This is a genomic window from Micromonospora sagamiensis (assembly GCF_014680085.1).
Taxonomy (GTDB): domain Bacteria; phylum Actinomycetota; class Actinomycetes; order Mycobacteriales; family Micromonosporaceae; genus Micromonospora; species Micromonospora inyonensis.
The window spans coordinates 2,325,181-2,349,231 of record NZ_AP023438.1 but is presented as its reverse complement, the minus strand read 5'-3'; the positions used below and the strand labels follow the sequence as shown (position 1 = coordinate 2,349,231).

The 24,051-nt window shown below is 73.9% G+C and carries 20 protein-coding genes; 9 read left to right on the top strand and 11 right to left on the bottom strand.

The window, feature by feature from the left end; all coding sequences use genetic code 11:
- The first annotated feature begins 109 nt into the window (after positions 1–109).
- A complete protein-coding gene (locus tag IGA62_RS09985; RefSeq protein ID WP_145815295.1) occupies positions 110–1,129 on the top strand; it encodes a GNAT family N-acetyltransferase in 1,020 nt (339 codons plus the stop codon).
- On the opposite strand, the gene IGA62_RS09980 is transcribed toward IGA62_RS09985, so the two are convergent.
- Complete coding sequence (locus tag IGA62_RS09980; protein ID WP_186499700.1) at positions 1,068–1,646, bottom strand: hypothetical protein; 579 nt, start codon at positions 1,644–1,646, stop codon at positions 1,068–1,070. The two genes, IGA62_RS09985 and IGA62_RS09980, sit on opposite strands and share 62 nt — an antisense overlap.
- Before the next feature lie 83 nt (positions 1,647–1,729).
- On the opposite strand from IGA62_RS09980, the gene paaN reads away from it, so the two are divergent.
- The gene (paaN, locus tag IGA62_RS09975; protein WP_186499701.1) at positions 1,730–3,406 is read left to right on the top strand and encodes a phenylacetic acid degradation protein PaaN; all 1,677 of its coding nucleotides are present in this window, start codon (positions 1,730–1,732) and stop codon (positions 3,404–3,406) included.
- 91 nt (positions 3,407–3,497) lie between these two features.
- Here the strand turns inward: paaN and IGA62_RS09970 are convergent, their stop codons facing one another.
- The gene (locus IGA62_RS09970) at positions 3,498–4,028 is read right to left on the bottom strand and encodes a GNAT family N-acetyltransferase (RefSeq protein WP_145815297.1); all 531 of its coding nucleotides are present in this window, start codon (positions 4,026–4,028) and stop codon (positions 3,498–3,500) included.
- A 224-nt stretch (positions 4,029–4,252) separates the two neighbouring features.
- On the opposite strand from IGA62_RS09970, the gene IGA62_RS09965 reads away from it, so the two are divergent.
- Positions 4,253–4,456 (top strand): cold-shock protein, encoded by a 204-nt coding sequence (locus tag IGA62_RS09965; RefSeq protein WP_013288855.1) that lies wholly within the window; start codon positions 4,253–4,255, stop codon positions 4,454–4,456.
- Between the two features lie 906 nt (positions 4,457–5,362).
- Positions 5,363–6,985: a chaperonin GroEL gene (gene groL, locus IGA62_RS09960; protein ID WP_145815298.1), complete on the top strand. Its 1,623-nt coding sequence runs from the start codon at positions 5,363–5,365 to the stop codon at positions 6,983–6,985.
- A 125-nt stretch (positions 6,986–7,110) separates the two neighbouring features.
- On the opposite strand, the gene IGA62_RS09955 is transcribed toward groL, so the two are convergent.
- From IGA62_RS09955 to IGA62_RS09945, 3 genes are all read right to left on the bottom strand, one after another.
- Complete coding sequence (locus IGA62_RS09955) at positions 7,111–7,347, bottom strand: hypothetical protein (RefSeq protein ID WP_377464921.1); 237 nt, start codon at positions 7,345–7,347, stop codon at positions 7,111–7,113.
- A gap of 91 nt (positions 7,348–7,438) precedes the next feature.
- Entirely contained in the window at positions 7,439–8,386 is a 948-nt protein-coding gene (locus IGA62_RS09950; protein ID WP_145815299.1) for a GNAT family N-acetyltransferase, read from the bottom strand.
- Positions 8,387–8,441: 55 nt separating this feature from the next.
- Positions 8,442–10,877: a S8 family serine peptidase gene (locus IGA62_RS09945; protein WP_145815300.1), complete on the bottom strand. Its 2,436-nt coding sequence runs from the start codon at positions 10,875–10,877 to the stop codon at positions 8,442–8,444.
- Between the two features lie 81 nt (positions 10,878–10,958).
- Here IGA62_RS09945 and IGA62_RS09940 point away from each other — a divergent pair, with 81 nt between their 5' ends.
- Positions 10,959–12,773 (top strand): glycerol-3-phosphate dehydrogenase/oxidase, encoded by a 1,815-nt coding sequence (locus IGA62_RS09940; protein ID WP_145821688.1) that lies wholly within the window; start codon positions 10,959–10,961, stop codon positions 12,771–12,773.
- Positions 12,774–12,788: 15 nt separating this feature from the next.
- On the opposite strand, the gene IGA62_RS09935 is transcribed toward IGA62_RS09940, so the two are convergent.
- Both IGA62_RS09935 and IGA62_RS09930 read right to left on the bottom strand, forming a co-directional pair.
- Positions 12,789–14,189: an FAD-binding oxidoreductase gene (locus tag IGA62_RS09935; protein ID WP_145815301.1), complete on the bottom strand. Its 1,401-nt coding sequence runs from the start codon at positions 14,187–14,189 to the stop codon at positions 12,789–12,791.
- Positions 14,190–14,286: 97 nt separating this feature from the next.
- Positions 14,287–14,937 (bottom strand): HD domain-containing protein, encoded by a 651-nt coding sequence (locus tag IGA62_RS09930; RefSeq protein WP_145815302.1) that lies wholly within the window; start codon positions 14,935–14,937, stop codon positions 14,287–14,289.
- Positions 14,938–15,146: 209 nt separating this feature from the next.
- On the opposite strand from IGA62_RS09930, the gene IGA62_RS09925 reads away from it, so the two are divergent.
- Both IGA62_RS09925 and IGA62_RS09920 read left to right on the top strand, forming a co-directional pair.
- Positions 15,147–16,397 (top strand): FUSC family protein, encoded by a 1,251-nt coding sequence (locus tag IGA62_RS09925; protein WP_145815303.1) that lies wholly within the window; start codon positions 15,147–15,149, stop codon positions 16,395–16,397.
- A 62-nt stretch (positions 16,398–16,459) separates the two neighbouring features.
- Entirely contained in the window at positions 16,460–17,956 is a 1,497-nt protein-coding gene (locus tag IGA62_RS09920; RefSeq protein WP_145815304.1) for a PrsW family intramembrane metalloprotease, read from the top strand.
- A 40-nt stretch (positions 17,957–17,996) separates the two neighbouring features.
- Here the strand turns inward: IGA62_RS09920 and IGA62_RS09915 are convergent, their stop codons facing one another.
- Both IGA62_RS09915 and IGA62_RS09910 read right to left on the bottom strand, forming a co-directional pair.
- Positions 17,997–18,164 (bottom strand): hypothetical protein, encoded by a 168-nt coding sequence (locus IGA62_RS09915; protein ID WP_176737765.1) that lies wholly within the window; start codon positions 18,162–18,164, stop codon positions 17,997–17,999.
- A 101-nt stretch (positions 18,165–18,265) separates the two neighbouring features.
- Positions 18,266–18,604: a GroES family chaperonin gene (locus tag IGA62_RS09910; protein WP_145815305.1), complete on the bottom strand. Its 339-nt coding sequence runs from the start codon at positions 18,602–18,604 to the stop codon at positions 18,266–18,268.
- 126 nt (positions 18,605–18,730) lie between these two features.
- Here IGA62_RS09910 and IGA62_RS09905 point away from each other — a divergent pair, with 126 nt between their 5' ends.
- Complete coding sequence (locus tag IGA62_RS09905) at positions 18,731–20,086, top strand: AI-2E family transporter (protein WP_145815306.1); 1,356 nt, start codon at positions 18,731–18,733, stop codon at positions 20,084–20,086.
- Positions 20,087–20,203: 117 nt separating this feature from the next.
- Here the strand turns inward: IGA62_RS09905 and IGA62_RS09900 are convergent, their stop codons facing one another.
- Positions 20,204–22,210 (bottom strand): ATP-dependent DNA helicase, encoded by a 2,007-nt coding sequence (locus IGA62_RS09900; RefSeq protein ID WP_377464933.1) that lies wholly within the window; start codon positions 22,208–22,210, stop codon positions 20,204–20,206.
- A 275-nt stretch (positions 22,211–22,485) separates the two neighbouring features.
- On the opposite strand from IGA62_RS09900, the gene IGA62_RS09895 reads away from it, so the two are divergent.
- A complete protein-coding gene (locus IGA62_RS09895) occupies positions 22,486–22,992 on the top strand; it encodes a DUF402 domain-containing protein (protein ID WP_145815308.1) in 507 nt (168 codons plus the stop codon).
- 5 nt (positions 22,993–22,997) lie between these two features.
- Here the strand turns inward: IGA62_RS09895 and sigJ are convergent, their stop codons facing one another.
- A complete protein-coding gene (gene sigJ / locus IGA62_RS09890) occupies positions 22,998–23,918 on the bottom strand; it encodes an RNA polymerase sigma factor SigJ (RefSeq protein WP_145815309.1) in 921 nt (306 codons plus the stop codon).
- Between the last annotated feature and the right edge of the window lie 133 nt (positions 23,919–24,051).

The window sequence follows — 24,051 nt, the reverse complement described above, 5'->3', positions numbered from 1 at the left end:
TACGACCCAACGCCGGCGGCGTTGTGCGATCGTCCCTCCCGACCAGAGCTTCCGGGCCAGCGATTAAATCGCTGGCCCGTTTCCGTTCCGGTCGCGCACGCTCGTCGGCATGAGCATCGTCATCGCGTCCTTCGACGAGTCCGACCAGGCCGCGATCGACGCGGCGTTCCAGGTGGCCGCCGCCGCGCAGGCCGTCGACCTGCCGGACGTTCCGAGCCCGTCCCATCAGGTCTTCGAGAGCGCACTCCGGCACCCGATGCCCGGCAGATCGCTCCGGATGGCGCTGGCGACTCTCGACGACGTCCCGGTGGGCTACCTGGTGCTGCACCTGCCACAGTTCGAGAACATCGAGAACGCCAGCCTCGACCTGGTCGTCCGCCCGGATCGCCGGCGGCGAGGCGTCGGACGGGCGCTGTACGAGCACGCTGTCCGGGTGCTGCGTGAGCAGGGCCGGAAGCGGATCATCTCGGCGTCGGTCGGGCCGCTGCCGGAGGGGCCGGACCGGCCGGCCGTCGGCGCGGGGTTCGCCGCCGCGCTCGGTGCCCAGCCGGCGCTGGGCGAGGTGCGCCGCCGGCTCGTGGTCGACCGGCTGGACCACGCCGTCCTCGACGCGCTGCTGGCCGACGCGCGCGAGCGGGCCACCGGGTACCGCACGGTGACCTGGCAGGCGGAGGCCCCCGAGGAGTACGTCGCCGACGTCGGCCACCTGGAGAGCCGGCTCGTGCTCGACTCCCCGACGGGAGACCTGGTGCTCGAGCCGGAGCGCGTCGACGCGGAGCGGGTCCGGAGCATCGAGCGCGTGCTGACGGCCCGCGGCCGGGCCTCCTACCACTGCGGAGTGGTGCACGAGGCGAGCGGCCGGCTGGTGGCCTGGACGATGATCATCGTACTGCCGACCGTCCCGTGCCACGGCGACCAGCAGATCACCATCGTGGATCCGGCCCACCGTGGGCGCCGGCTCGGCCTGCTCGCCAAGATCGAAAACCTGCGGTACGCGCTGGCGCACGAGCCGGAGCTGCGGGAGGTCGACACCTGGAACGCCGCCGACAACCGTCACATGATCGCCATCAACGAGCAGCTCGGGTTCCGTCCCGTCGACGCCTGGACGAACTGGCAGCTCGACCTCTGAGCGCGGCCTCCCCGTCCGGCCCCCGCCCGGCGCTGTCCCGGGCCCGGCGACGCAGGACCGCCGCCAACGGTCGCCGGGCCGCCGTGGACGTGCGCAGTGCCGCCGCCCAGGGCCGCAGGGTCGGCTCGGGGTATCCGCCAGCGGCCAGGCCGGCCCGCCGCTCGAAGACGTTGCCGCAGCCGTAGCTGCCGGTCGACGCGTACGACCAGGCGCAGGCGAGCCAGTACGCCGGCCAGAAGAGCGGTCCGAGCAGCGCGTACTGGCCGGTGTGCCGTCGCTCGTGGCCGAGCAGGTCGGCGCGGTCCGGGTGCAGCAGCCACTCGGGTGGGCGGCGGGTCAGCACCACCGCGCCGACCGTGAAGCACCCCTGCCTCGGCACCGGCAGCCGGTACCCCCCGGCGACGACCAGCCCGTCCGCCGTGCGCCGCCGGGTGGTGCGGGCCAGCACCGCCAGCGCCAGGCCGACCGGCGTGGTGCCGTTGAGCCAGGTGAGCGTGGTCCGCGTCCGCTGCCGCACGGCTCCAGGATGCGCCGCCGGGTCGAACGCGGCCACCCGGCGGCTCCTACCGACCGGTCCCGGGCTGCGGCATGATGGCGGGCATGACGGAGACCCCGCATCCCCTGTACGCCACGCACGCCGACACCCTCGCCCGGGCGCTGACCGCGATCTCCGAGCGCGGGTACTGGTCCGCCTACCCCGAGTCCCCCAGTCCCCGCGTGTACGGCGAGACCGCCGCGGCCGACGGGCGGGCCGCCTTCGAGGCGTACCTGGACGGCGATTTCCCCCTCGACCAGCCGGGCACCGGCGAGCGGGTCGCCACCGAGGCGAGCCCGTTCGGGGTGCCGCTGGGCGTGCGCTACCCGCATGCCCGGGTCGACGAGCTGGTGACCGCAGCCTCCGCCGCGCTGCCCGCCTGGCGGGACGCCGGCCCGCAGGCCCGTGCGGGGGTCTGCCTGGAGATCCTGTCCCGCCTGCACAAGCGCATCTTCGAGCTGGCCAACGCGGTGCAGTACACCAGCGGACAGGCCTTCGTGATGGCGTTCCAGGCCGGTGGGGCGCACGCGCTCGACCGGGCGCTGGAGGCGATCGCGTACGCGTACGCGGAGATGACCCGGCACCCGGCGACGGCCCGGTGGGAGAAGCCGGCCGGCAAGGGCGACCCGCTGCGGATGACCAAGACGTTCCACGTGGTGCCCCGCGGCGTCGCGCTGGTGATCGGCTGCAACACGTTCCCGACCTGGAACTCGTACCCCGGTCTCTTCGCCTCGCTGGTCACCGGCAACCCGGTGCTCGTGAAGCCCCACCCGCGCGCGGTGCTGCCGCTGGCGATCACCGTCCAGGTGGCCCGGGAGGTGCTCGCCGAGGCCGGGTTCGACCCGAACCTGGTGCTGCTCGCCGCGGAGGCCCCGGGCGAGAAGCTCGCCTCCGACCTGGCCCTGCACCCGGCTGTGAAGATCGTGGACTTCACCGGCTCCACCGAGTACGGCGACTGGCTGGAACAGCACGCCCGCCAGGCCTCGGTCTACACCGAGAAGGCCGGGCTGAACACGGTGGTGATCGACTCCACCGACGACTTCGCCGGCCTGTGCCGCAACCTCGGCTTCACGCTGACCCTGTACAGCGGCCAGATGTGCACCACCTCGCAGAACATCCTCGTGCCGGCCGACGGTATCGCCACCGACCAGGGGCACAAGACCTTCGACGAGGTCGCCGCCGGGATCGCCGCAGCGGTGGGCAAGCTCACCGCCGACCCGGCCCGCGCCGTCGAGCTGACCGGGGCGATCGTCAACGACGGGGTGCTGGAGCGGCTGGACGAGGCGGCCAAGCTCGGTGACGTCGTGCTGGAGTCGCGTCCGTTGGCGCACCCGGCGCACCCCGACGCGGTGGTCCGTACGCCGACCATCGTCAAGCTCGACGTGGACGCCACCGCGACCTACGGCCGGGAGTGGTTCGGTCCCATCTCGTTCGTGATCGCCACCGGCTCGACCGCGCAGAGTCTGGAGATCCTCCGCACCACGGTCGGACGGAAGGGCGCGCTGACCGCCGCCGTCTACTCCACCGACGAGGCGGTGCTCGACGCGGCCGAGGCGACGGCGGTCGAGGTCGGGGTGCACCTGTCCTGCAACCTGACCGGCGGGGTCTTCGTCAACCAGTCAGCGGCGTACTCCGACTTCCACGCCAGCGGCGCCAACCCGGCCGCCAACGCCGCCCTGACCGACGGCGCGTACGTGGCGAACCGGTTCCGCGTCGTGCAGAGCCGCCGCCACACCGCCTGACCGGGGTTGGTTGGTTGCAGGGGACCCTTCCTACCGTTTTTTGTGTAGGAGGGGTCCCCTGCAACCCGCTCGGGCGGCTCGGCGCGCTCGCTCAGGCGGCTCGGCGCATCTGGAGTTCGCGCATCGACGGGATCGTGGGGTGCGGCACGCGTACCCCGGTGTCGGTGAAGCCCAGCCGTAGGTACGACCGGTAGGCCCGGTCGTTGCCGATCACCACCTCCAGCATGAGCTCCGGGCGTCCGCACGCCCGCGACCAGGCCCCGACCCCGTCGATCAGGGCGGCGAGCAGCCCGGTGCCGCGCCAGGCGGGGGTGACGTAGACCCCGAACACCACGGTCAGGCCCGCCTCGTGCGGCGAGGCGACGCCCCCGGCGTGGCCGACCAGGCGACCGCCGGGATCGGCGACGAACTGCGCGGTGTGCGGGCCGGTCGAGGTGTACGCGATCCGGGCGGCGAACTCGCCGTGCGGACGGGCGGCGGCGTCCGCGAGGGTCTCCAGGAAGGCCAGCGGCGCGTCCGCGAGCATCTCCAGGCGCAGGGCCCGCATTCGTGCGGCGTCGGTCGGGCGGACCCGGCGGACGGTGGGTACGCGTGCCGTCGAACCGGCCGGATTCCGCGTCATGTCCGAATGCCTACCGCAATGATGGCCGCCAATGTGATTCCGGGTCGACAGCCGCCCGTTATGCCCCGTTTTGTGATCGTGCGCTGCGGTCACGCTTCGTGTAGCGTGCGATTTCGGTCACCGAACATCGGCCGCTCCGGGCCGGTGCGGAAAGCGGTGATCCCGATGCCGGTCGGGTCGGTGTCGGGGGTTGCGTGTCGCCCAGCGAAGTGAGGAAGTGCACCGTGGCGCAAGGCACCGTCAAGTGGTTCAACGCCGAAAAGGGCTACGGCTTCATCGCCGTCGACGGAGGGCAGGACGTCTTCGTCCACTTCTCCGCGATCGAGATGGACGGCTACAAGGCGCTGGACGACGGGCAGCGGGTCGAGTTCGAGATCGCTCAGGGGCAGAAGGGTCCGCAGGCCGAGCGGGTGCGCGTCATCGCCTGAGCCGACCACGTGGAGGCGACGCTGCCGTGCCGCCGCCACGACCGGGAACGCCACGGGCCGCTCCGGCGCGCAGTCTGCCGGCGGGGCCACGGTCGACCCGTCCCCTCCGGGCCCGCCCGGATCCGACCTTTCGGAGCCGGGCGCGCCCCCGTCCACCAATCCGTCTCGGCGGCTCGCTGAGTCGCCGACCCGACGCGAACTGCGGCATATCGGGGTGTCCCCTCCGTACGGACACCCCGATATGCGGCGAACGCCGGGTCTCTCGCGCCTCGCCGGGCCTCTCGCGACTTCCGGACCTCTCGCGCTTTCCGGGCCTCTCGCGACTCCTTGGGCCTTGCGTCTTCCGGACCTCTCGCGTCTCCTCGGGCCTCTCGCGCCTCCCGGGTTCACGGCTCTCCCCGTCCCGGGTGCCTCCGGGGGTGCCTTCGGGCGGCCACATCCCCGGCCGTTCCCCGGCCGTCCCCTCGGGTCTTCCAGGGTGTTCCGCCGTTGGGTGTCCGCCTGTCCGGCACCCTCCCCTCTCCGTCCCCTCGCCGCGTCGATCATGAACGGGACGTGTCCAGAGAGGTCGACTCGTTCGTCTGACTCATGACCCTCTCGCGTCCGACGCGGTGTGAGCCCGCCGGTGAGAGCGCCCGACGGAGGCATCGTGCTTGCACTCGGCAGGGGAGAGTGCTAAACAAGTCATTGGCACTCGCATGGCGCGAGTGCCAATGGTCGGGGCGGTAGGGCCACGGTCACGCGGCATCGAGCAGCGTGGCACATGGCCGGTCGTCGCGGGCTATCCGGCCCGGCCGAGGAGACGTCGTCGTCGCCAGGTGGCGACGTCCCAAGGTGCGTACACCAGGCGGCCCATCCGGGACACACACTCGGGTGGCCCGTGAGTGTCCAGGAGGACAACGCCGTATGGCCAAGATGATCGCGTTCGACGAGGAGGCCCGTCGCGGCCTCGAGCGGGGCATGAACCAGCTCGCCGACGCCGTGAAGGTGACGCTCGGCCCCAAGGGCCGCAACGTCGTGCTCGAGAAGAAGTGGGGTGCCCCCACCATCACCAACGATGGTGTGAGCATCGCCAAGGAGATCGAGCTCGAGGACCCGTACGAGAAGATCGGGGCCGAGCTGGTCAAGGAGGTCGCCAAGAAGACCGACGACGTGGCCGGTGACGGCACGACGACGGCGACCGTCCTGGCCCAGGCCCTCGTCCGCGAGGGTCTGCGCAACGTGGCCGCCGGTGCCAACCCGATCGCCCTGAAGCGGGGCATCGAGGCTGCGGTCGCGGCCGTCTCGGAGGAGCTGTCCAAGCTCGCCAAGGACGTGGAGACCAAGGAGCAGATCGCCTCCACCGCCTCCATCTCGGCTGGTGACACCAGCGTCGGCGAGATCATCGCCGAGGCGATGGACAAGGTCGGCAAGGAAGGCGTCATCACCGTCGAGGAGAGCAACACCTTCGGCCTGGAGCTTGAGCTCACCGAGGGCATGCGCTTCGACAAGGGCTACATCTCCGCGTACTTCATGACCGACCCGGAGCGTATGGAGGCCGTCTTCGACGACCCGTACATCCTGATCGTCAACAGCAAGATCTCGTCGGTGAAGGACCTGCTCCCGATCCTGGAGAAGGTCATGCAGGGCGGCAAGCCGCTGCTGATCATCGCCGAGGACATCGAGGGCGAGGCCCTGGCCACCCTCGTCGTCAACAAGGTCCGGGGCACCTTCAAGTCGGTCGCCGTCAAGGCGCCGGGCTTCGGTGACCGCCGCAAGGCCATGCTGGGCGACATCGCCATCCTCACCGGTGGCCAGGTCATCAGCGAGGAGGTCGGCCTCAAGCTGGACGCCGTCGGCGTCGAGATGCTGGGCCGCGCCCGCAAGGTCGTGGTGACCAAGGACGAGACCACCATCGTCGACGGTGCCGGCGACGCCGAGCAGATCCAGGGCCGGGTCAACCAGATCCGGGCCGAGATCGACAAGAGCGACTCCGACTACGACCGCGAGAAGCTGCAGGAGCGGCTGGCCAAGCTGGCCGGTGGCGTTGCGGTGATCAAGGTCGGCGCGGCCACCGAGGTCGAGCTCAAGGAGCGCAAGCACCGCATCGAGGACGCCGTCCGTAACGCGAAGGCCGCCGTCGAGGAGGGCATCGTCCCGGGTGGTGGCGTCGCGCTGGTGCAGGCCGGCAAGACCGCCTTCGACAAGCTGGACCTGGTCGGCGACGAGGCGACCGGCGCGCAGATCGTCAAGATCGCGCTGGACGCCCCGCTGCGGCAGATCGCCGTCAACGCCGGCCTCGAGGGTGGCGTCGTCGTCGAGCGGGTCCGCAACCTCGACGCGGGTCACGGCCTCAACGCCGCGACCGGTGAGTACGTCGACCTGCTGGCCGCGGGCATCATCGACCCGGCCAAGGTGACCCGGTCGGCGCTGCAGAACGCCGCCTCGATCGCGGCGCTCTTCCTCACCACCGAGGCCGTCGTCGCGGACAAGCCGGAGAAGACCCCGGCCGCCCCGGCTGGCCCGGGTGGCGGGGACATGGACTTCTGAGTCCGGTTCCGACACACGCCGAAGGGGCGGACCGCATCAGCGGTCCGCCCCTTCCGCCTTGCCCGGCCCCGGGTGTCCACCGGCCGTTCGTGCTCCTCGCCGCGCGGGTCTCGGGTCCGGTCCGGTCACGTCGGCAGGGGCCGTCGTCGGCCCGGACGGTCGTCCGGCGGGTCGGCCCCGAGGGGCGCGTCCACCATCTCCACCGGTTCCCCGGACGGCGGCTCGGCGGGGGCCGACATCTCCACCAGTTGTTCGGCGTCGCCGTAGTCCAGCCAGTCGAGCGGCAGGTGGCCGGGCGGGTCGCCGACGGGTGCCCAGACGAGGGGCGCGGTGTCGTCGGCGGGTTCGTCGTCCATCCTCATGACTGCCTCCTCCTGCCGAAACGGTAGGAGGTCCAGGGCGCGGCCCGGGGTGGAACGGAACTATTCGGATCCGTGCCTGTTGTCGGGGGCTTTAGGAACTGATGTCCTTTCGGTAGAGCAGGAAGACCCGCTCGATCCGGGCACCGGCGCTACCCGAGTAGAACGGCACCGGCCCCACCCAGCCGATCTGGGCGTGTGCGATCCCGGCGTCCCGCTGGTCGCGCAGGCACCGCCGCAGCAGCACGCCGCCGATCCCCGAACCGGCCGCCGCCGGATCGGTGCCCATCGGCCCGAACCAGCTCGGCCGGGACGACCCCCAGGCGGCGAAACCGACCACGGTCCCGTCGCGCCACGCCACATGACACCCCGCTCCGGTACGCCCCACCGAGCCGGCAAGTTCGACGTCCCAGACACCGCCGAAGGTGTCCCGGGCGAACGCGGTCAGCGCCGGCAGGTCCTCCGGCTCCGCCCGGCGTACCGTCACACCTCCGGCGGCGAGCCGCTGCTCCGCCTCGGCCGTGGAGCGCAGCGCCGGCGAGTCGTCGTACGACAGGTCGGCGGTCATGTTCCAGGCGGTCCGATCCTGGCGGTAGCCCAGCGCCAGCGCGGCGCAGACCGCCGGGGTGTAGCGCACGTCGACGCCCGGCCAGGCGTAGTACGGCGGGTTTCCGGCGAGCAGCACCTCCCGCGCGCCCCACTCGGCGAGCCGCCGTTCGGCGTGCGCCAGCAGCGTCCGCCCGACGCCGCGTCGCCGCTCCTCCGGCGCGACCACCACCAGGTCCACGCACCCGTACGCCGCACCGGGCGGATCCGGCCGCTCGGGTACGGAACAGACCAGTGCGCCGACCAGCGTCGTACCGCGTACGGCCAGCAGCCCGACCACCGGCCGACCGACCCGCGCCCGCCGGTGGAGGGTGTCCACGATGGCCTCGGCCTCGACGGAGTCCTCGGCGAGGTCCAGCCCTCGGCGGCAGAGCGCGACCACCTCGGGCAGTCGGTCGTCGGTCAGCTCGGTCACGCTGATCCGGTCGTCGTCCATGGTCGCCGACCCTAGGCCATGGCACGGCAGCACGTGAACGACTGCCGCTGCGGCCTCACACCCGGGCGGCGCGGACGGCCGCGTAGGCGTCGACCAGACCGGCTCCGGCGACGTTGGCGGTGCCGCCGCACGACCCGGTCTCCCCGCCCGGTTGCGGCGACGTCTCCACCGGGGTGGCGGTCTCCCGCAGGATGCTCCGGGTGCGGTCCAGGTCACCGACGAGCGCCGGATTGGCCGACCACATCAGCGCCACCACGCCGGCCACCTGCGGGGTCGCCATCGACGTGCCGTCCAGCACGGAGTACCCGCCGCCGGGCATCGCGGAGCGTACCGCCGCGCCCGGCGCGACCAGGTCCGGTTTGGCGACCCCCGGCACCGGCCCCCGGCTGGAGAAGTCGGTGACCCGTCGGGACCGGTCCACCGCGCCGACCGTGAACACGTCCGCGTACGGGGCCGGCGGGTCGTCGATCGAGCCGCAGTACGGGCCGGTGTTGCCGGCCGCGGCCACCACGAACACCCCGGCCGCGTCGAAGGCGGCGGTGGCCGGTCGTAGCACGTGCGGGTCGCAGCCCTCGATCGTCGGACAGCCCCACGAGTTGGTCAGCACGTGCGGGGCGCGCTCGGGCCGGCCGTCGGTGAACGGGTCACCGCCGGGCGGGAACGGGGCCAGCATGAACTGGAGGCAGTCCAGGTAACGCGCCGGGTTGCCGAGGTTGCGGTCGAGGTTCACGCAGCCGGTCCAGTTCGCGCCGGGCGCGACCCCGATGCCGTCCCGCCCCACCGCGCTGCCCATCGTGTGGGTGCCGTGTCCGCCCTTGTCCCGCGGGGACCGGCTGCCCTCCCACGGGTCGTACCAGGAGTCGTCGCCGCCCCGGAACCCGGCCTGAAGCGCCGGGTGGCCCGCGTCCACGCCCGAGTCCGAGCTGCCCACGGTGATACCGGAGCCGTCCACGTCCAGCTCCGACCAGACCCGGTCCGCCCCGATCAGACGGATGTTCCACTCGGGACCGGTGGGGCCGGTGGCGTCGCCCCGGCTGGTGCCGGCCGGCGCGGGCAGCGGACGCAACCGTTGGCTGACCAGCACCCGGTCCACCTCGGGGCGGCTCGCGAGCCAGGCCCGCACCGCCGGACCGCCGTCCACCTCGATCGCGTTGACCAGGTAGTACGGGGTGTGGTCCAGTCGCAACCGGTCCAGATCCCGGCGCAGGTCGGCCTGGGTACGGTCGGCGGTGTCGACCAGCCGGCGGTAGACCTCGCGGACCCGGGCGTCCCGTCCGGCCGCGCCCTTGGTGGCGGGCACGTCCCGCAGGTCGGCCTGCTGCCGCAGCACCACCAGCAGGCGTTCACCGTGCAGCCCCGGCTGGCCCGGGCCGGCGTACACCAGGGCGCCCGCCACCAGCAGGACCGCGACGGTGGCCACGGCGAACCGCCGGCCCGGCACGCGGCGCGGCAGCAGCACGCCGTACCCGAGGGCGAGCACGAGCGCGACGGCCAGCCCGGCCCCGGCGCTGACCATCACCCAGAACGGCACGTCCCGGGTGGTGCTCAGCAGCAGGCTGACCTCCTCCGGGTCGGTGAAGGCCAGCGGACCGAACACGCCCAGCCCGACCAGCCAGCGCACCGGGGCGCGGCCGGTCGGCCGCCCGCGCGGGTCGGTGGGCGCCTGGAGTGCGCCGAGCACGAAACCGGCAGGTGGGAGGGTCAGCAGCGGGGCGAGCTGCGCACCGGAGTGGCCGGTGCCGGCGACGAGCAGTAGCAGCGTCACCCCGGCGACCAGGCCGCCGCACAGCACCAGCAGTGCCGGGCGGGTGGGTCGACCGGCACCGAAGCGCGCCCAGAACCCGGCGTCGAGCAGGACCCCGGCGAGGAGACCGACCGCCGCCGCGGCCAGGGCGGCGAGCACCGTCTCCAGCAGCCCGCCGAGTGCGCCCAGCCAGAGCCAGGGCAGCAGCAGGACCAGGCCGGCGGCGACCGCGAGCGGGGTGACCCCGGCGGGGGACGGGCCGTCGGCGGGGGACGTGGGGTCGGCGAGGGCCGGGGCGTCGGCGGGGGCCGGGGTGTCGCTGCGGAGCAGGCGGGCGGCGACCACGGCGGTCAGGGCGGCGACCAGGGCGAGCGCGGCGAGGTACGCCTCGTGGTGCACCGCCGGCACCATCCGGAGCAACCCGAGCACGCCGAGCGCCACCGACCCGGCGAGCCAGGCCCGGCCGGTGGCGCGGACCGCCCCGGAGCGGGGCAGCAGGGCCAGCAGCAGCGCGGGCACCCCGACCGCGACCAGGGTGACCAGGGAGACCACCGGCCAGAGCCAGACCGGCCGGTTGAGCCCGCTGGCGAGCAGCGCCTGCTCGGCACCCCACCCGACGACCTGGGGGAGCAGGACCACCGCGACCGTCCAGCAACCGGCCAGGACGGCCGCGGCCACCGCCAACGGCCCGGGTGGGGCCGCCGTCAACGGGGGTACGGGAGGACCGGGCGGGTACACGGGCTGCATGCCCGTACGGTACGCAGGCGGGTCCGGGGTGTGCCGCCGACCGCCGGTCCCGGTTACCGTGAACGGGTGCGTGACCCCAACATCTCCCGTGCCGCCGCCGGTCAGCTGTCGCCCGTCCGGCGGGCCGCCGATCTGCGCCGGCTTCGGGCCGAACGGTTCGATGTCCTGGTCATCGGGGGTGGGGTGACGGGTGCGGGTGCCGCGCTGGACGCCGCGTCCCGGGGCCTCAAGGTCGCCCTGGTCGAGGCGCGGGACTTCGCCGCCGGCACTTCCAGCCGGTCCAGCAAGCTGATCCACGGTGGCCTGCGCTACCTGGAGCAGTTGGAGTTCGGCCTGGTGCACGAGGCGCTCACCGAGCGGGGGCTGCTCGCCACCCGGCTCGCACCGCACCTGGTCCGTCCGGTGCCGATCCTGGTGCCGCTGCCGGACGGCGGTGGGGTGCGCGACCTGCCGGCCCGCGCCTGGCGGCGGGCCTACTACGGCACCGGCGTGGCCGCGTACGACGTCTTCGCCGGCCTCTTCGGCGGCGGTCGGGGCATGCCGCTGCACCGGCACCTGACCCGGGAAGGCGCCCGGCGGGTCTTCCCCAGCCTGCGGCCGGACAAGCTGGCCGGCGCGATCCGCTACTTCGACGGGCAGGTGGACGACGCCCGCCTGGTGGTCACCCTGGCCCGCACCGCGGCGAGCCTCGGCGCGACGATGGTGACCAGCGCCCGCGCCGTCGGTCTGATCCGGCAGGCCCGGGAGGTGACCGGGGTGCGGGTCCGTGACCTGGAAGCACCGCCCGGCTCACCGGACGCCGAGTTCGAGGTGCACGCCCGTACGGTCATCGCCGCCACCGGGGTGTGGAGCGACGACATGTCCCGGATGCTCAACGACGTGGGACTCCGCCCCGGGGTGCGGGTCCGCGCCTCCAAGGGGGTGCACCTGGTGGTGCCGCGCTCGGCGATCACCGGCGAGACCGGGCTGATCCTGCGGACGCCCACGTCGGTGCTCTTCGTCATCCCGTGGGGCGGGCACTGGATCATCGGCACCACCGACACGGACTGGCGGCTGGACCGGTCCCACCCGGCCGCCTCCGCGCGCGACATCGAATACCTGCTGGAGCAGGTCAACCTGGTGCTGGACAAGCCGTTGACCACTGCCGACATCGAGGGCGTCTACGCCGGGCTGCGCCCGCTGCTCTCCGGCGAGGCGGACTCCACCTCGAAGCTCTCCCGCGAGCACGCCGTGGTCGAGCCGATGCTCGGGCTGCTGCTGGTGGCCGGTGGAAAGTACACGACGTACCGGGTGATGGCCGGCGACGTGGTCGACCGGGCCGCCCGCCGGCTCGGCAACGTCCGGCCGTCCCGCACCGCCGACCTGCCGCTGCTCGGCGCGGACGGGTACGCGGCGATGTGGCGGGACCGGGCCGACCTGGCCCGCCGCCACGGGGTGCCGGTCGGCGTGGTGGAACACCTGCTGGAGCGGTACGGCAGCCTCACCCTGGACCTGCTCGCCCTGATCGCGGCGGAGCCGCTGCTCGCCGCCCCGCTCGCCGGTGCCCCCGAGTACCTGGCCGCCGAGGTCACCTACGCGGCCCAGGCGGAGGGCGCGCTGCACCTGGAGGACGTGCTGACCCGACGTACCCGGATCTCCTTCGAGACCAGCCACCGAGGGCTGGAGTCGGTGGAGCACACGGCCGAGCTGATGGGCGCGGTGCTGGGCTGGGACGCCGACGTGCGGGCCCGCGAGGTCGCGCACTACCGGGCCCGGGTGGAGGCGGAACGGCAGTCGCAGCGGATGCCGGACGACGCCACCGCCGACGCGGCCCGGCTCGGCGCGCCCGACGTCCGGGGCTTCGCCGCCGACCGGGGCACGGACAGCGACCTGAGCGGACTGCCCGCCCCGTACTGACCCCGGGCCCGGCGGTCAGAGCACCTTGCCCGGGTTGAACAGGCCGTCCGGGTCGAGCGCCGCCTTGATCGCGTGGTGCACCCGGATGCCGACCGGGCCGATCTCGCGGGCCAGCCACTCCCGCTTGAGCAGGCCCACCCCGTGCTCGCCGGTGCAGGTGCCGCCCAGCTCCAGGCCGAGCCGCATGATCTCGTCGAAGGCCCGGCGACCCCGCTCCAGGCTGGCCGGGTCGGCCCGGTCGACCACGATGTTGGGGTGCATGTTGCCGTCCCCGGCGTGCCCGACCACGCCGATCGGCACGTCACACTCGGCCGCGATCCGGGCCACCCCGTCGAGCAGCGCGGCGAGCGCGCCGCGCGGGACCGCCACGTCGTCGATCACCAGCCCGCCGTTGCCCTCCGGGTACGACCGGGCGGCGAACGCCTCCATCGCCGGGTGCGCCAGCCGGCGGGCCTGGAGCAGCGCCGCCGCCTCCACGGCGTCGGTGGCGACGTACACCTCGGACGCGCCGGCCGCCTTGCAGACCTTCTCCAGCCGGGCCAGGTCCTCGGCGGCCCGCGGGCCGGTGTCGGCCGCCGCGAGCAGCAGCGCCTCGGCGTCGGTGCGCAGCCCCATCGGCTGGTACGCCTCGATCGCCTCGAGGTGGGTGCGGTCGAGCAGTTCCAGCAGGCTCGGGCTCAACCCCTGCGCGGCGATGCCGGCGACCGCCGTGCCGGCGTCGGCGGTGGAGTCGAAGACCGCCACCAGGGTCAGCGACTCCTCCGGGGCGGGGCGCAGCGCCAGGGTCACCTCGGTGATGATCCCGAGGGTCCCCTCCGAGCCGACGAAGAGGCGGGTCAGGTCGTACCCGGCGACGCCCTTGGCGGTGCGCCGTCCGGTGCGCAGCACCTCGCCGGTGGCGAGCACCACCTCCAGGCCGAGCACGTACTCGGTGGTCACCCCGTACTTGACGCAGCACATCCCACCGGCGTTGGTGGCGACGTTGCCGCCGATGGTGGACGACTCCCAGGAGCCCGGGTCGGGCGGGTAGTAGAGCCCCTCCCGGCGGACCGCGCCGGCCAGCGTGGCGTTGACCACCCCGGGCTGCACCACGGCGAGCCGGCTGACCGGGTCGATCTCCAGGATGGCGTCCATCGCCGAGGTGCTCAGCACCACCGCGCCGTCGACCGCGTTCGCCGCGCCGGCCAGCCCGGTCCGTGCACCCTGCGGCACCACCGGTACGCCGTGCCGCGCCGCCGCGCGGACCACCGCGACCACCCCGGCGGTGTCACGCGGGCGGACCACGACCAGAGGGGTACCGGCGGCGCAGAGGTCGGCCTCGTCCCGCTGGTGCATCCGCAGCAGGTCCGGGTCGGTCAGCACGGCGGTCTCACCGAGCGCGGCGCGCAGTTCGTCGAGGAGAGGGGTGGCGGGCATGCAGGAGAGGTTAGCGTCGACCCAGCTCGCAGGCCACAGTGCGGCCAGCACCCGGGTCAGGCCCGCGCGGCGGACCGCAGGGCGGTCGACGTCCCCCTCAGGCCCGCGCGGCGGACCGCAGGGTGGCCAGCTCCCGGGTCAGGTTCGCCCGCGCCGCGGCCTCCCACCGCTGTGCCGGCTCGGGAAGACGGAACAGGGCCGGCAGGGCGAGCAGCCCCGCCAGTACCCGGACCCGGCCGGCCCGGAACGCCGGCTCGGGCACGTGCGCGTACTCCCGGCGGACGTGGGCGGCGTAGTCGTCGTACCGCTGCGGGTCGGCCCCGAGGATCGCCAGGTCGGCGTCGCAGAGCAGGGCCCCGTCGCGGTCGTCGGGGGCGACCCCGTGCCCGGCGGTGAGCAGCACCAGCCGGCGGACCTCGGCCACCGCGCCGGCCGGCATCCCCAGGGTGGTGAGCAGGGTACCGGCCAGCGCGGCGCTGTCGCGCTCGTTGGCGTCCCCGGTGGCGTGCGGGTCGTAGACCGCGTCGTGGCACCAGGCGGCGAGCCGGACCAGGTCGGGCCGGTCGGCGTGCCCGGCGTACGCGTCGACCACGTCCAGCACGGCGGTCAGGTGCGTCACGGTGTGGTAGTGCCGTTGCGGCTCCCGCCACCGGGCGAGCAACTCCTCCCCGGCCCGGGTCAACGCGTCCGTGTCCGGGGCACCCGCTCCCCGGGCCGCCGCCCGCCACCGTCGCACCAGCGTCTCCACGGATGCAGTGTGCCGTACGCCGAGGTGTGTGCAGGGGCACGAGGTGTTTGCAGGGGCACCCTGCAGTGCAGAAAGCGTGAGCAGGGTGCCCCTGCAAACACCCGGGGAGCGAGCTCGCGGTCGCGGTCAGGCAAGCGGCGCGAGCGGCACCACCGCCGCCAGCGGCACGGCGGCAGGATTCACCCGTCCCGGCGCGGGTAGTCCCGCCCATGGCTGTTGCCCGTAACCGTCGCCGTGTCCTGTGGCATCGCACCGGGCGGCTACGGGACGGGCTGGTCGACGTCGACAGCGCCCGGATCGCCGGGGCCATGTCCGAGTTGCGGCACCGGGGGCACGCCACTCTCCGCGACCGGCTGCACCGGGTACGCAGCGCGATGGTGCTCGCCTTGCAGGCCGGGTTGGCGGCGGCGCTGGCCTGGCTGGCCGCGCACGAGCTGCTCGGCAACCCCGAACCGGTCTTCGCGCCGATCTCGGCGGTCGGCACGCTGGCTGCCTCGGTGGGGCAGCGGATGCGCCGGACGGTCGAGCTGATCCTCGGGGTGGCCATCGGGGTGCTCATCGGCGACGTGCTCATCTACTTCCTCGGGACCGGGCCCTGGCAGCTCGCCCTCGTGGTGATCCTCGCCATCGTCATCTCGACCTTCCTCGGGGGCAGCGCCGCGGTGGTCATCCAGGCGGCGGCGACGGCCGTGCTGATCGCCACGCTCAGCCCGTCCACCCAGAACCTGGAGATCCCCCGCTTCGTGGACGCCTTCGTCGGTGGCGGTATCGCGTTGCTGGTCACGGCGGTGCTGCTGCCGCTCAACCCACTCCGCGTGATCAACCGGGCCGCCCGCCCGGCCCTGGACCTGCTCGCCGACCAGCTCGACCGGGCGGCGCAGGGGATCCGCGACCGGAACCGGGACCTGTGCCAGGGCGCGCTGGACCGGCTCCGGTCCAACCACGAGGAGCTGACCGCCTTCACCGACGCGATCGAGGGGGCGAAGGAGACCATCACCATCTCCCCGGCCCGCTGGCACCGGCGCGACGAGCTGGCCCACTACGCGGAGGCCGCCGCGCCGGTCGACCGGGCGATGCGCAACAGCGGCACGTTGATCCGCCGGGCGGTGACCATGATCGAGGACGGGGAACCGGTGCCCGACCCGCTGCCCGACGCGATCGGGCACCTCGCCGAGTCGGTCCGGCTGCTACGGCACGAATTCGCCGTCGGGGCGGAACCGCAGGACAGCCGGGAACGCTCCCTGCGCGCGGTCAGCGAAGCCGGCCGGGCGTACACGCAGGGGGTCGGGTTCTCCGGCAGCGTGGTGGTGGCGCAGGTGCGCACCACGGCCAGCGACCTGATGGTCGCCTCCGGCCTGGAACAGGAGGAGGCCAACCGACTGATCCGGGCCTCCTTCGGTGAGCAGGAGAACGCCGGGCGGCCCGCCCCGCCCCGGCACGCTCCGCCCCCGCCGTCCTGACCACCGGGCTCCGGTGGCGCGGAGGCCACCCGCGTCCGACGGGCGCGCATCACCGGTACCGAATGCGCCCGGCCGGTCCGGTGCGGGGTGGCTACGCTGACCGCATGGCCGACACCCCGTCCGGCGGAGCCACCCCGGCTGCTCCGCCGCCGCCGAGCCCCGCCCTCAGCCCGTTGGGCGGACCGCCCGGCGTGCCGCTGCCGTACCGGCGTCGCAACTGGTGGCGGTACGTGGTGCTGGCCGGCGCGATCCTGCTCATCGCCGCCTGCGCGGTCTTCATGCTGTTCACGCTCGGCGAGAGCCTGGGCGCGGAGGCGCTGCTGGTCGGCCTGGTCGCCGCGATCCTGCCGGTCCCGGTGCTGGTGACCTGTTTCCTGTGGCTCGACCGGTACGAGCCGGAGCCGCTGAAGTACCTGCTCTTCTGCTTCGCCTGGGGGGCGTTCGTCTCCACGGCGGCGTCGATCGAGGTCAACGGGTTCTTCGCCGACCGGTTCGCCGACTGGGGGCTGCCGGAAACCCTCACCGCCGTGTTCAGCGCCCCGTTCATCGAGGAACTGACCAAGGCCCTCGGGCCGATCCTGCTGCTGATCTTCCGGCGGCGGGAGTGGTCCGGCATCACCGACGGGCTGGTCTACTGCGGGCTCTCCGCGGTCGGGTTCGCCATGGTGGAGAACATCCTCTACCTGGGCGGGTACGGCTACCGCACCGGTGTCGAGGAGTACGGCCCGGCCACCGGCGCGCAGCAGGTCCTGCTGACCTTCATCGTCCGGATCCTGATCTTCGGGTTCGCCCACCCCCTCTTCACCGCGATGACCGGGGTGGGGCTGGGCATCGCCGCCCGGACCGCCGACCGTCGGGTCCGCGTTCTCGCCCCGATCGCCGGGCTGCTGCTGGCGATGATGCTGCACGGTGCCTGGAACTTCCTGCCGTCGCTGTCCCTGGCCATCGGGCAGCCCCTGGTCGCCCTCTACGGCTACATCGGCGTGATGGTGCCGATCTTCTTCGCCATGGTCGGGCTGGCGGTCTGGTTGCGGGCCTGGGAGGGCCGGCTGACCGAGCGCATCCTGCCCGACTACGTCCGTGCCGGTTGGCTCACCCCGCCGGAGGTGGCCGCGCTGGGCAGCCTCGGCCGCCGGCACGCGGCCCGGAGCTGGGCCCGCCGGGTCGGGGGCGACCGCGCGGTGAAGGCGATGCGGGAGTACCAGTTCTCCGCCACCCGGCTGGCCCTGCTGCGCGACGGCATGCGGCGGGGCCTGGACGCTCGTCCGGTCGACCGGCAGCGGGCCATCGCCGAGGAGCGGCACCTGCTGGACACGATCAGCGCGTACCGGGCGTTCTTCGTGGGGCGGGATCCGTACGCCCCGGTCGGGATCTGGGACGGGGAGCGCTACCACCTGCGTTTCCCGGACGGCCAGCAGCGTCCGGTCGACCCGCCGGACGAGCCGGTGGTGCCGATCCCGGTGGTGCTCGCGCCGCCGCCCCCGCCGGTCTACCTCCCCGGTCCTGCCGCCTGGTACGGCCCGCCCCCGCCGGTCGCCCCCTGGCCGCCCCACCGCTGATCCGCCCCGGGACGGCCTCGATCCGGTCGTCGGGGCGGTGTCAGGTCAGCAGGCTGCTCAGGAAGTCGCCCAGGCCGGCGGCGATGGCCAGGAGGGCGACCCCGATGGCCTTGAACATCTCTGCCGCCCCCTGCGGCCGGAACGCCATGAAGTAGATCAGGAAGGCGACGCCTCCCCAGATCAGCAGCTTCTTCAGGAAAACCGGCATCGTCCCTCCCCAGGGCGTGGACGTGCCTGGCTTCCCGCCGTCGCAGGGCGCAAACGAGCACCGACCGGGCGGCTGCCCGGTCGGTGGGGGAGGACGTCGAGCTAGAGGTACAGGCCGGTAGAGTCGGGTTCGACCCGTTCGGCGGCGACGGCGTGCACGTCCCGCTCGCGGAGCAGGACGTAACCTCGGCCGTGCAGTTCGACCTCGGACCGGTCGTCGGGGTCGAAGAGCACCCGGTCGCCGGAGACGATGGACCGGACGTTGGGCCCGACGCCCACCGCGGTCGCCCAGGCGAGACGCTTGCCCACGGCCGCGGTCGCCGGGATCACGATGCCGGCGGTGGAGCGGCGCTCACCCTCGTTCCCCTCCAGCCGCACCAGCACGCGGTCGTGCAGGAGACGGATCGGCAGCCCGGAGTCACCATTCTGGTCAGCGGTCACGGGAGGAACGCTACCGTGTCCGGGCGTGCCCTCCCGCTGGTGGTTACCGGGTGCGGCGCGGGGGCAAGGTGTGGCGGAACGTGCCTACCGTGGCCTCGGCGACGGTTCCGGTTCGGTGGTTACCGTATGACAACAGTTGGTTACCTGGAGGTGCGCGTGAGCCGCTTGGAACGGGTACGCGGACGGCTCCGTCGCGCGTACGAGTCGGGGCGGGACGCGGTCCGGGCGGGTCGGGAACGCCACCGCGTCCGTGCCGACGCCGTCCCCGCTGCGCAGGGTGGACCGGAGTCGGGGGTCGCCTCGCCGGACGATCCGGGGCCGGTCGCCCCGTCGTCGGCGGTGGTGGTCGGCGCGGAGACCCCGGCGGCACTGCACTCCTCCACCGCCAGCCGGGACGACGCGGACGTCCCGCACGCGCTGCGGATCGGGGCCGCCTGGTCGTGGCGGCTGCTCGTGGTCGGGCTGGTCGGCTGGGCACTGCTGAGGATCGTCAGCCAGATCCGCATCGTGATCATCCCGTTGGCCGTGGCGCTGCTGCTCTCGGCGCTGCTCGCCCCGGCCGTGGGCTGGCTGCTGCGGGCCCGCTTCCCCCGGTCGCTCGCGACGGCGGTGGTGCTGGTGGGCGGGGTGGCGGCGGTGGTCGGCACGCTGACCCTGGTGGTCAACGAGTTCATCAAGGGCGTCCCGGAACTGAGCAAGAAGTCGTCCCAGGGGGTCCGGCAGATCCAGGACTGGTTGAAGACCGGGCCGCTGCACATGAGCGACAGCCAGCTCGACCGCTACATCGACGAGGGTCAGCAGTGGGTGAACGACAACACCAACCAGCTGACCAGCGGCGCGCTCTCCACCGCCGCGACCGTCGCCGAGTTGCTCACCGGCACCCTGCTGGTGGTGTTCGCGACGTTCTTCTTCCTCCGGGACGGACGGGTCATCTGGCGCTTCCTGGTCCGGCTGCTGCCGGTCGCGGCCCGCTGGAAGGTCGACGACGCCGGCCAGGCGTCCTGGTCGACCCTGGTCGCCTACGTCCGTGCCACCGTGCTGGTGGCCTTCATCGACGCGGTCGGTATCGGCATCTTCCTCGTCATCTTCGACGTCCCGTTCGCGTTCCCACTGGCGGCGCTGGTCTTCCTCGGCGCGTTCATCCCGATCGTCGGCGCGACCCTCTCCGGGACGGTCGCGGTGCTGGTGGCCCTGGTCGACAGTGGAGTGGTCACCGCCCTGATCATCCTCGGCGTGGTGATCGGCGTGCAGCAGATCGAGGGGCATATCCTCCAGCCGCTGATCATGGGTCGGGCGGTGGCCATCCACCCGCTCGCGGTGATCATCGGCATCGCCGCCGGTGTGGTGCTGGCCGGGATCACCGGTGCGCTGGTGTCGGTTCCGCTGATCGCGGTGCTGAACACCGCCGTGCGCCGGCTCGCCGCCCGGACGGTGCCGGACACCCCGCCGGACGCGGTGGTGGTCGCCGCCAAGGCCCCGTAGCCGCCCGCGCCGTGGCCGCCCGCGCCGTGGCCGCCCGCGCCGTAGCCGTCCGCGCCGTGGCCGTCGGCGACGCGGAGCCGGGGCCGCCGTGTCGCCTGGCCGCCGTGTCGCCTCGCCTCAGGAACGGCCGAGCCGCTCCAGGGCGCCCCGGGCGACCTCCGGGCGGGTGGTGTACCAGAACGGTGGCAGCGAACGGCGCAGGAAGGACCCGTACCCACGGGCCGTCTCCAACCGGGAGTCCAGCACGGCGACCACGCCCCGGTCACCGGTGGAGCGGATCAGTCGCCCGACGCCCTGGGCCAGCCGGATCGCGGCGATCGGCACACTGACCGACGCGAAGCCGGACCCGCCGCCGGCGTCCACCGCCGCCGCCCGGGCCGCCGCGAGCGGTTCGTCCGGTCGGGGGAACGGCAGCCGGTCGATCACCACGAGCTGGCAGGCGTCGCCCGGCACGTCCACCCCCTGCCAGAGCGACATCACCCCGAACAGGCAGCTGGACCGCTCCTCCTTGAACCGGCGTACCAGCAGGGGAAGGGACTCCTCGCCCTGGAGCAGGACCGGCAGGTCGGTGCGGGCCCGCAGCAGCTCCGCCGCCTGCTGCGCGGCCCGCCGCGACGAGAAGAGCCCGAGGGTACGCCCACCGAGCGCGCCGACCAGTGCGAGCAGTTCCTCGCCGGCCGCCTCGGGCAGGCCGGAGACGCTGGGCCGGGGCAGGTGCGCGGCCACGTAGAGGATGCCCTGCCGGGCGTAGTCGAAGGGGGATCCCACGTCGAGCGACCGCCAGCCCGGCCCCTCGGTCGCCGGCTCGGCGGCGGTCGTCGAGGAGCCGCCCGGTGCCCCCGCCCGGCCCGGAGCCGACCGGTCGGGCCGCTGGGTGGCGGTGGCCAGGGCGCTGGCCGCCGCCGACGGCGCAGTGGCCGGCGGGGCCTCCAGCCCGAGCGCCCGGGCCACCGTGTCGAACCGGCCGCCCAGGGTCAGGGTGGCCGAGGTGGCGACGACGGTGCGCTCCTCGTACAGGTGGGTGGCGAGGGTGCCGGCGACGGAGAGCGGCGCGACCACCAGGGCCCGTCGGTTGCCGTTCTCCGGCTTCTCCACCCAGGCCACGTCGTGGTCGGCCTCCTCCAGCAGCCGCTGCGCGGTGGTGGACAGTTCGTCCAGCACCGCCTTGGCCTGCTGCTTGCGCACCGGGTCCGGGTCGTCGGCCTTGACGTCGCCGATCGCGTCCAGGGCGGCCCGGGTTGCCGCGTCCAGCAGGGTGCACGCCTCGCGCAGCGGCCCCGGCAGCCCGTTGGTGATCCGCCCCGCGGGTGCCTCGGTCAGCGCCACCGCCAGCGCGTCGCCGGCCTCGCCGAGCGCCTCGGCGGCCTCCGGCTTGAGGAGCGGCCGGGCCCGCCGGGCGGCCCGGTCGATCAGCTCGGGCACCAGCTCGGCCTGGGCCGCCGAGGAGACCCGGTCGGCCAGCTCGTGGGCCTCGTCCACGATCAGCAGCTTGTGCGGCGGCACGATGTGCCGCCCGGCCAGCATGTCCACCGCGAGCAGGCTGTGGTTGGTGACCACGATGTCCGCCTCCCGGGCCCGCGCCCGCGAGGCCTCGGCGAAGCACTCCGCGCCGAACGAGCAACGGGACGCGCCGACGCACTCCCGCGCCGGCATCGACACCAGTCGCCATGCCTGGTCGTCCACGCCCGGGTCGAGTTCGTCGCGGTCGCCGGTGTCGGTCTCCATCGCCCAGTCCCGCAGCCGTTGGATCTGCTTGCCGAGCCGCCCCGCCTCACCGAGCCAGCGGGTGCCACCGGAGCCCGCTGCCGGGGCGTCGAAGAGGGTGTCCACCGGCTCGTCCTCACTGGAGCTGTCCAGCCGCGCCAGGCAGAGGTAGTGGTGCCGTCCCTTGAGGACGGCGAAGGTCGGCTGGCGGCCGAGCAGCGGCTCGACCGCCTCGGCGAGCCGGGGCAGGTCATGTTCGACGAGCTGCGACTGGAGGGCCAGGGTGGCGGTGGAGACCACCACCGGCCCGGCCACGGTCAGCGCCGGGGCGAGGTAGCCCAGGGACTTGCCGGTGCCGGTGCCGGCCTGCACCAGAAGGTGTTCCCGGGCGGCGACGCACTCCTCGATCGCGGTGACCATCTGCTGCTGCCCGGGCCGGGCCGACCCGCCGGGCACCGCGCCCACGGCCGCTTCGAGCAGCTCCGCGCCGCTCGGCCGGGCCCCCCGGCGCCGGGTGCGGGAGCTGGCGGAACTGGTGGCGGCGCGCGGCGGAGTCACCGTGCGACCGTACCCGTACCCGACGACACGGCTCGCGTCGATGACGTCGTGTCAGAGGTCACCGTCCGGAATCGGTCAGTGTCGGGCGGTTCCTTCCGTGGAGCGTCGCTTGGGGGGTACGGGATAGGCTGCCATTCATGCCGAGCGACGTTGTCCGTGTGATCTACCGGAAGTACGACGGCAGCGCCCACCGCGACTACCCGGCCCGGCGTCTCGCCGAGGACGACCTGGGCGTATGGCTCGGCGTCACCGCCGGCACCGCCTCGATCTACCACGGTCGCCCGTCGGTGGAGCAGATCCCCTTCGTCCTGCTGGTGCCGCACCACGCCTGGTGGACGGGGATGTTCAACCCGCCGCCGCGGACCAGCGAGGTCTACTGCGACATCGCCAGCCCGGCCCGGTGGGAGGGCACCGACACGGTCCACCTGGTCGACCTCGACCTGGACGTGGTGCGGCGGCGGGCCACCGGTCTGGTCGAGCTGCGCGACGAGGACGAGTTCGCCGAGCACCGGGTCCGGTTCGGCTACCCGGAGGACGTGGTGACGGAGGCGGAGGCCGCCGCACGCTGGCTGTTCGGGGCGCTGGGGGACGGCACCGAGCCGTTCGCCACGTCGTACCGCAAGTGGCTGGCCCTGGTGGTCTGAACCCTCTAGAGCGGGGGCAGGGCGGTCAGCTTCTCCGGGTTGAGCTGGTTGAACAGCCCGGTGATCCGACCCTCGTGCACGGCGAACGAGATCACTATGCGGATCGTCCGGCCGTCGGAGTACGGGGCCTCGCCGTACAGGCCCACGGTGCCGTCGACCAGGACCCGCCGGAACCGCGTCCGGCCCGCGTACCGGCCGTCCGGGCCGAAGACGCCGAGCACGAAGCGGGCCACCGCGTCCGCGCCGAGGATCGGCCGCCGGGCCGCCGGGAAGTGGCCGCCGCCGTCGCCGACCAGCACCACGTCGGGGGCGAGCACCCGGAGCAGGCCGGCCAGCTCGCCGGACTCACTGGCGGCGAGGAACGCCTCGACCAGCCGGCGCTGTTCGGCCCGGTCGGCCCGGTGCCGGGGTACGCCGTCCGCGTCGACCGCCCGCCGCGCCCGGGACGCGAGCTGCCGGGCGGCGGCCGGGGTGGTCCCGAGCACCTCCGCGACCGCCTCGAACGGCACGGCGAAGACGTCGTGCAGCACCAGGGCCACCCGCTGCTCCGGGGTGAGCCGTTCCAGGACCACCAGCAGGGCGGTGCCGACCTGGTCGGCGCGGGTGACCCGCTCGACCGGGTCGGGTGCGAAGCCGTCGGCGAGCGGGGTCACCACGGGCTCGGGCAACCACTGCCCCGGGTAGGTCTCCCGCCGGTGCCGGGCGGAGCGGAGCACGTCCAGGCAGATCCGGGCGCAGACCGTGGTCAGCCAGGCGGGCAGCTCGTGGATCTGCGCGCGGGCGGCCGGGTCGGCGAGCGCGGCGGCACACCGCAGCCAGGTCTCCTGGACGGCGTCCTCGGCCTCGGCGCGGCTGCCGAGCATCCGGTGCGCCAGCGCCGTCAGCCGTGCCCGTTCCGCCTCGAAACCGGTCGCCAGGTCGCCCACGTCGCCTCCTCGTCCCCGTCGGTCCCCACCCTGCCGTACCGGTGCCGGTCGCGGGCCGCCCGGGGTGGCCGGCACCCGTACCGGCCGGGTCGCGCGGGTGGCGGAGACGGCGCTCGACGGGCGGGCGGCGGCG

What these genes read in the sequence shown, in the direction of transcription:
- IGA62_RS09970 (WP_145815297.1), bottom strand. Translation starts at nt 4,028, where the DNA reads ATGACGCGGAATCCGGCCGGTTCGACGGCACGCGTACCCACCGTCCGC.
- IGA62_RS09985 (WP_145815295.1), top strand. Translation starts at nt 110, where the DNA reads ATGAGCATCGTCATCGCGTCCTTCGACGAGTCCGACCAGGCCGCGATC.
- IGA62_RS09905 (WP_145815306.1), top strand. Translation starts at nt 18,731, where the DNA reads ATGACAACAGTTGGTTACCTGGAGGTGCGCGTGAGCCGCTTGGAACGG.
- IGA62_RS09945 (WP_145815300.1), bottom strand. Translation starts at nt 10,877, where the DNA reads ATGCAGCCCGTGTACCCGCCCGGTCCTCCCGTACCCCCGTTGACGGCG.
- IGA62_RS09915 (WP_176737765.1), bottom strand. Translation starts at nt 18,164, where the DNA reads ATGCCGGTTTTCCTGAAGAAGCTGCTGATCTGGGGAGGCGTCGCCTTC.
- IGA62_RS09895 (WP_145815308.1), top strand. Translation starts at nt 22,486, where the DNA reads ATGCCGAGCGACGTTGTCCGTGTGATCTACCGGAAGTACGACGGCAGC.
- IGA62_RS09950 (WP_145815299.1), bottom strand. Translation starts at nt 8,386, where the DNA reads ATGGACGACGACCGGATCAGCGTGACCGAGCTGACCGACGACCGACTG.
- paaN (WP_186499701.1), top strand. Translation starts at nt 1,730, where the DNA reads ATGACGGAGACCCCGCATCCCCTGTACGCCACGCACGCCGACACCCTC.
- IGA62_RS09955 (WP_377464921.1), bottom strand. Translation starts at nt 7,347, where the DNA reads ATGAGGATGGACGACGAACCCGCCGACGACACCGCGCCCCTCGTCTGG.
- IGA62_RS09920 (WP_145815304.1), top strand. Translation starts at nt 16,460, where the DNA reads ATGCGCCCGGCCGGTCCGGTGCGGGGTGGCTACGCTGACCGCATGGCC.
- groL (WP_145815298.1), top strand. Translation starts at nt 5,363, where the DNA reads ATGGCCAAGATGATCGCGTTCGACGAGGAGGCCCGTCGCGGCCTCGAG.
- IGA62_RS09935 (WP_145815301.1), bottom strand. Translation starts at nt 14,189, where the DNA reads ATGCCCGCCACCCCTCTCCTCGACGAACTGCGCGCCGCGCTCGGTGAG.
- IGA62_RS09925 (WP_145815303.1), top strand. Translation starts at nt 15,147, where the DNA reads ATGGCTGTTGCCCGTAACCGTCGCCGTGTCCTGTGGCATCGCACCGGG.
- IGA62_RS09900 (WP_377464933.1), bottom strand. Translation starts at nt 22,210, where the DNA reads ATGGTCACCGCGATCGAGGAGTGCGTCGCCGCCCGGGAACACCTTCTG.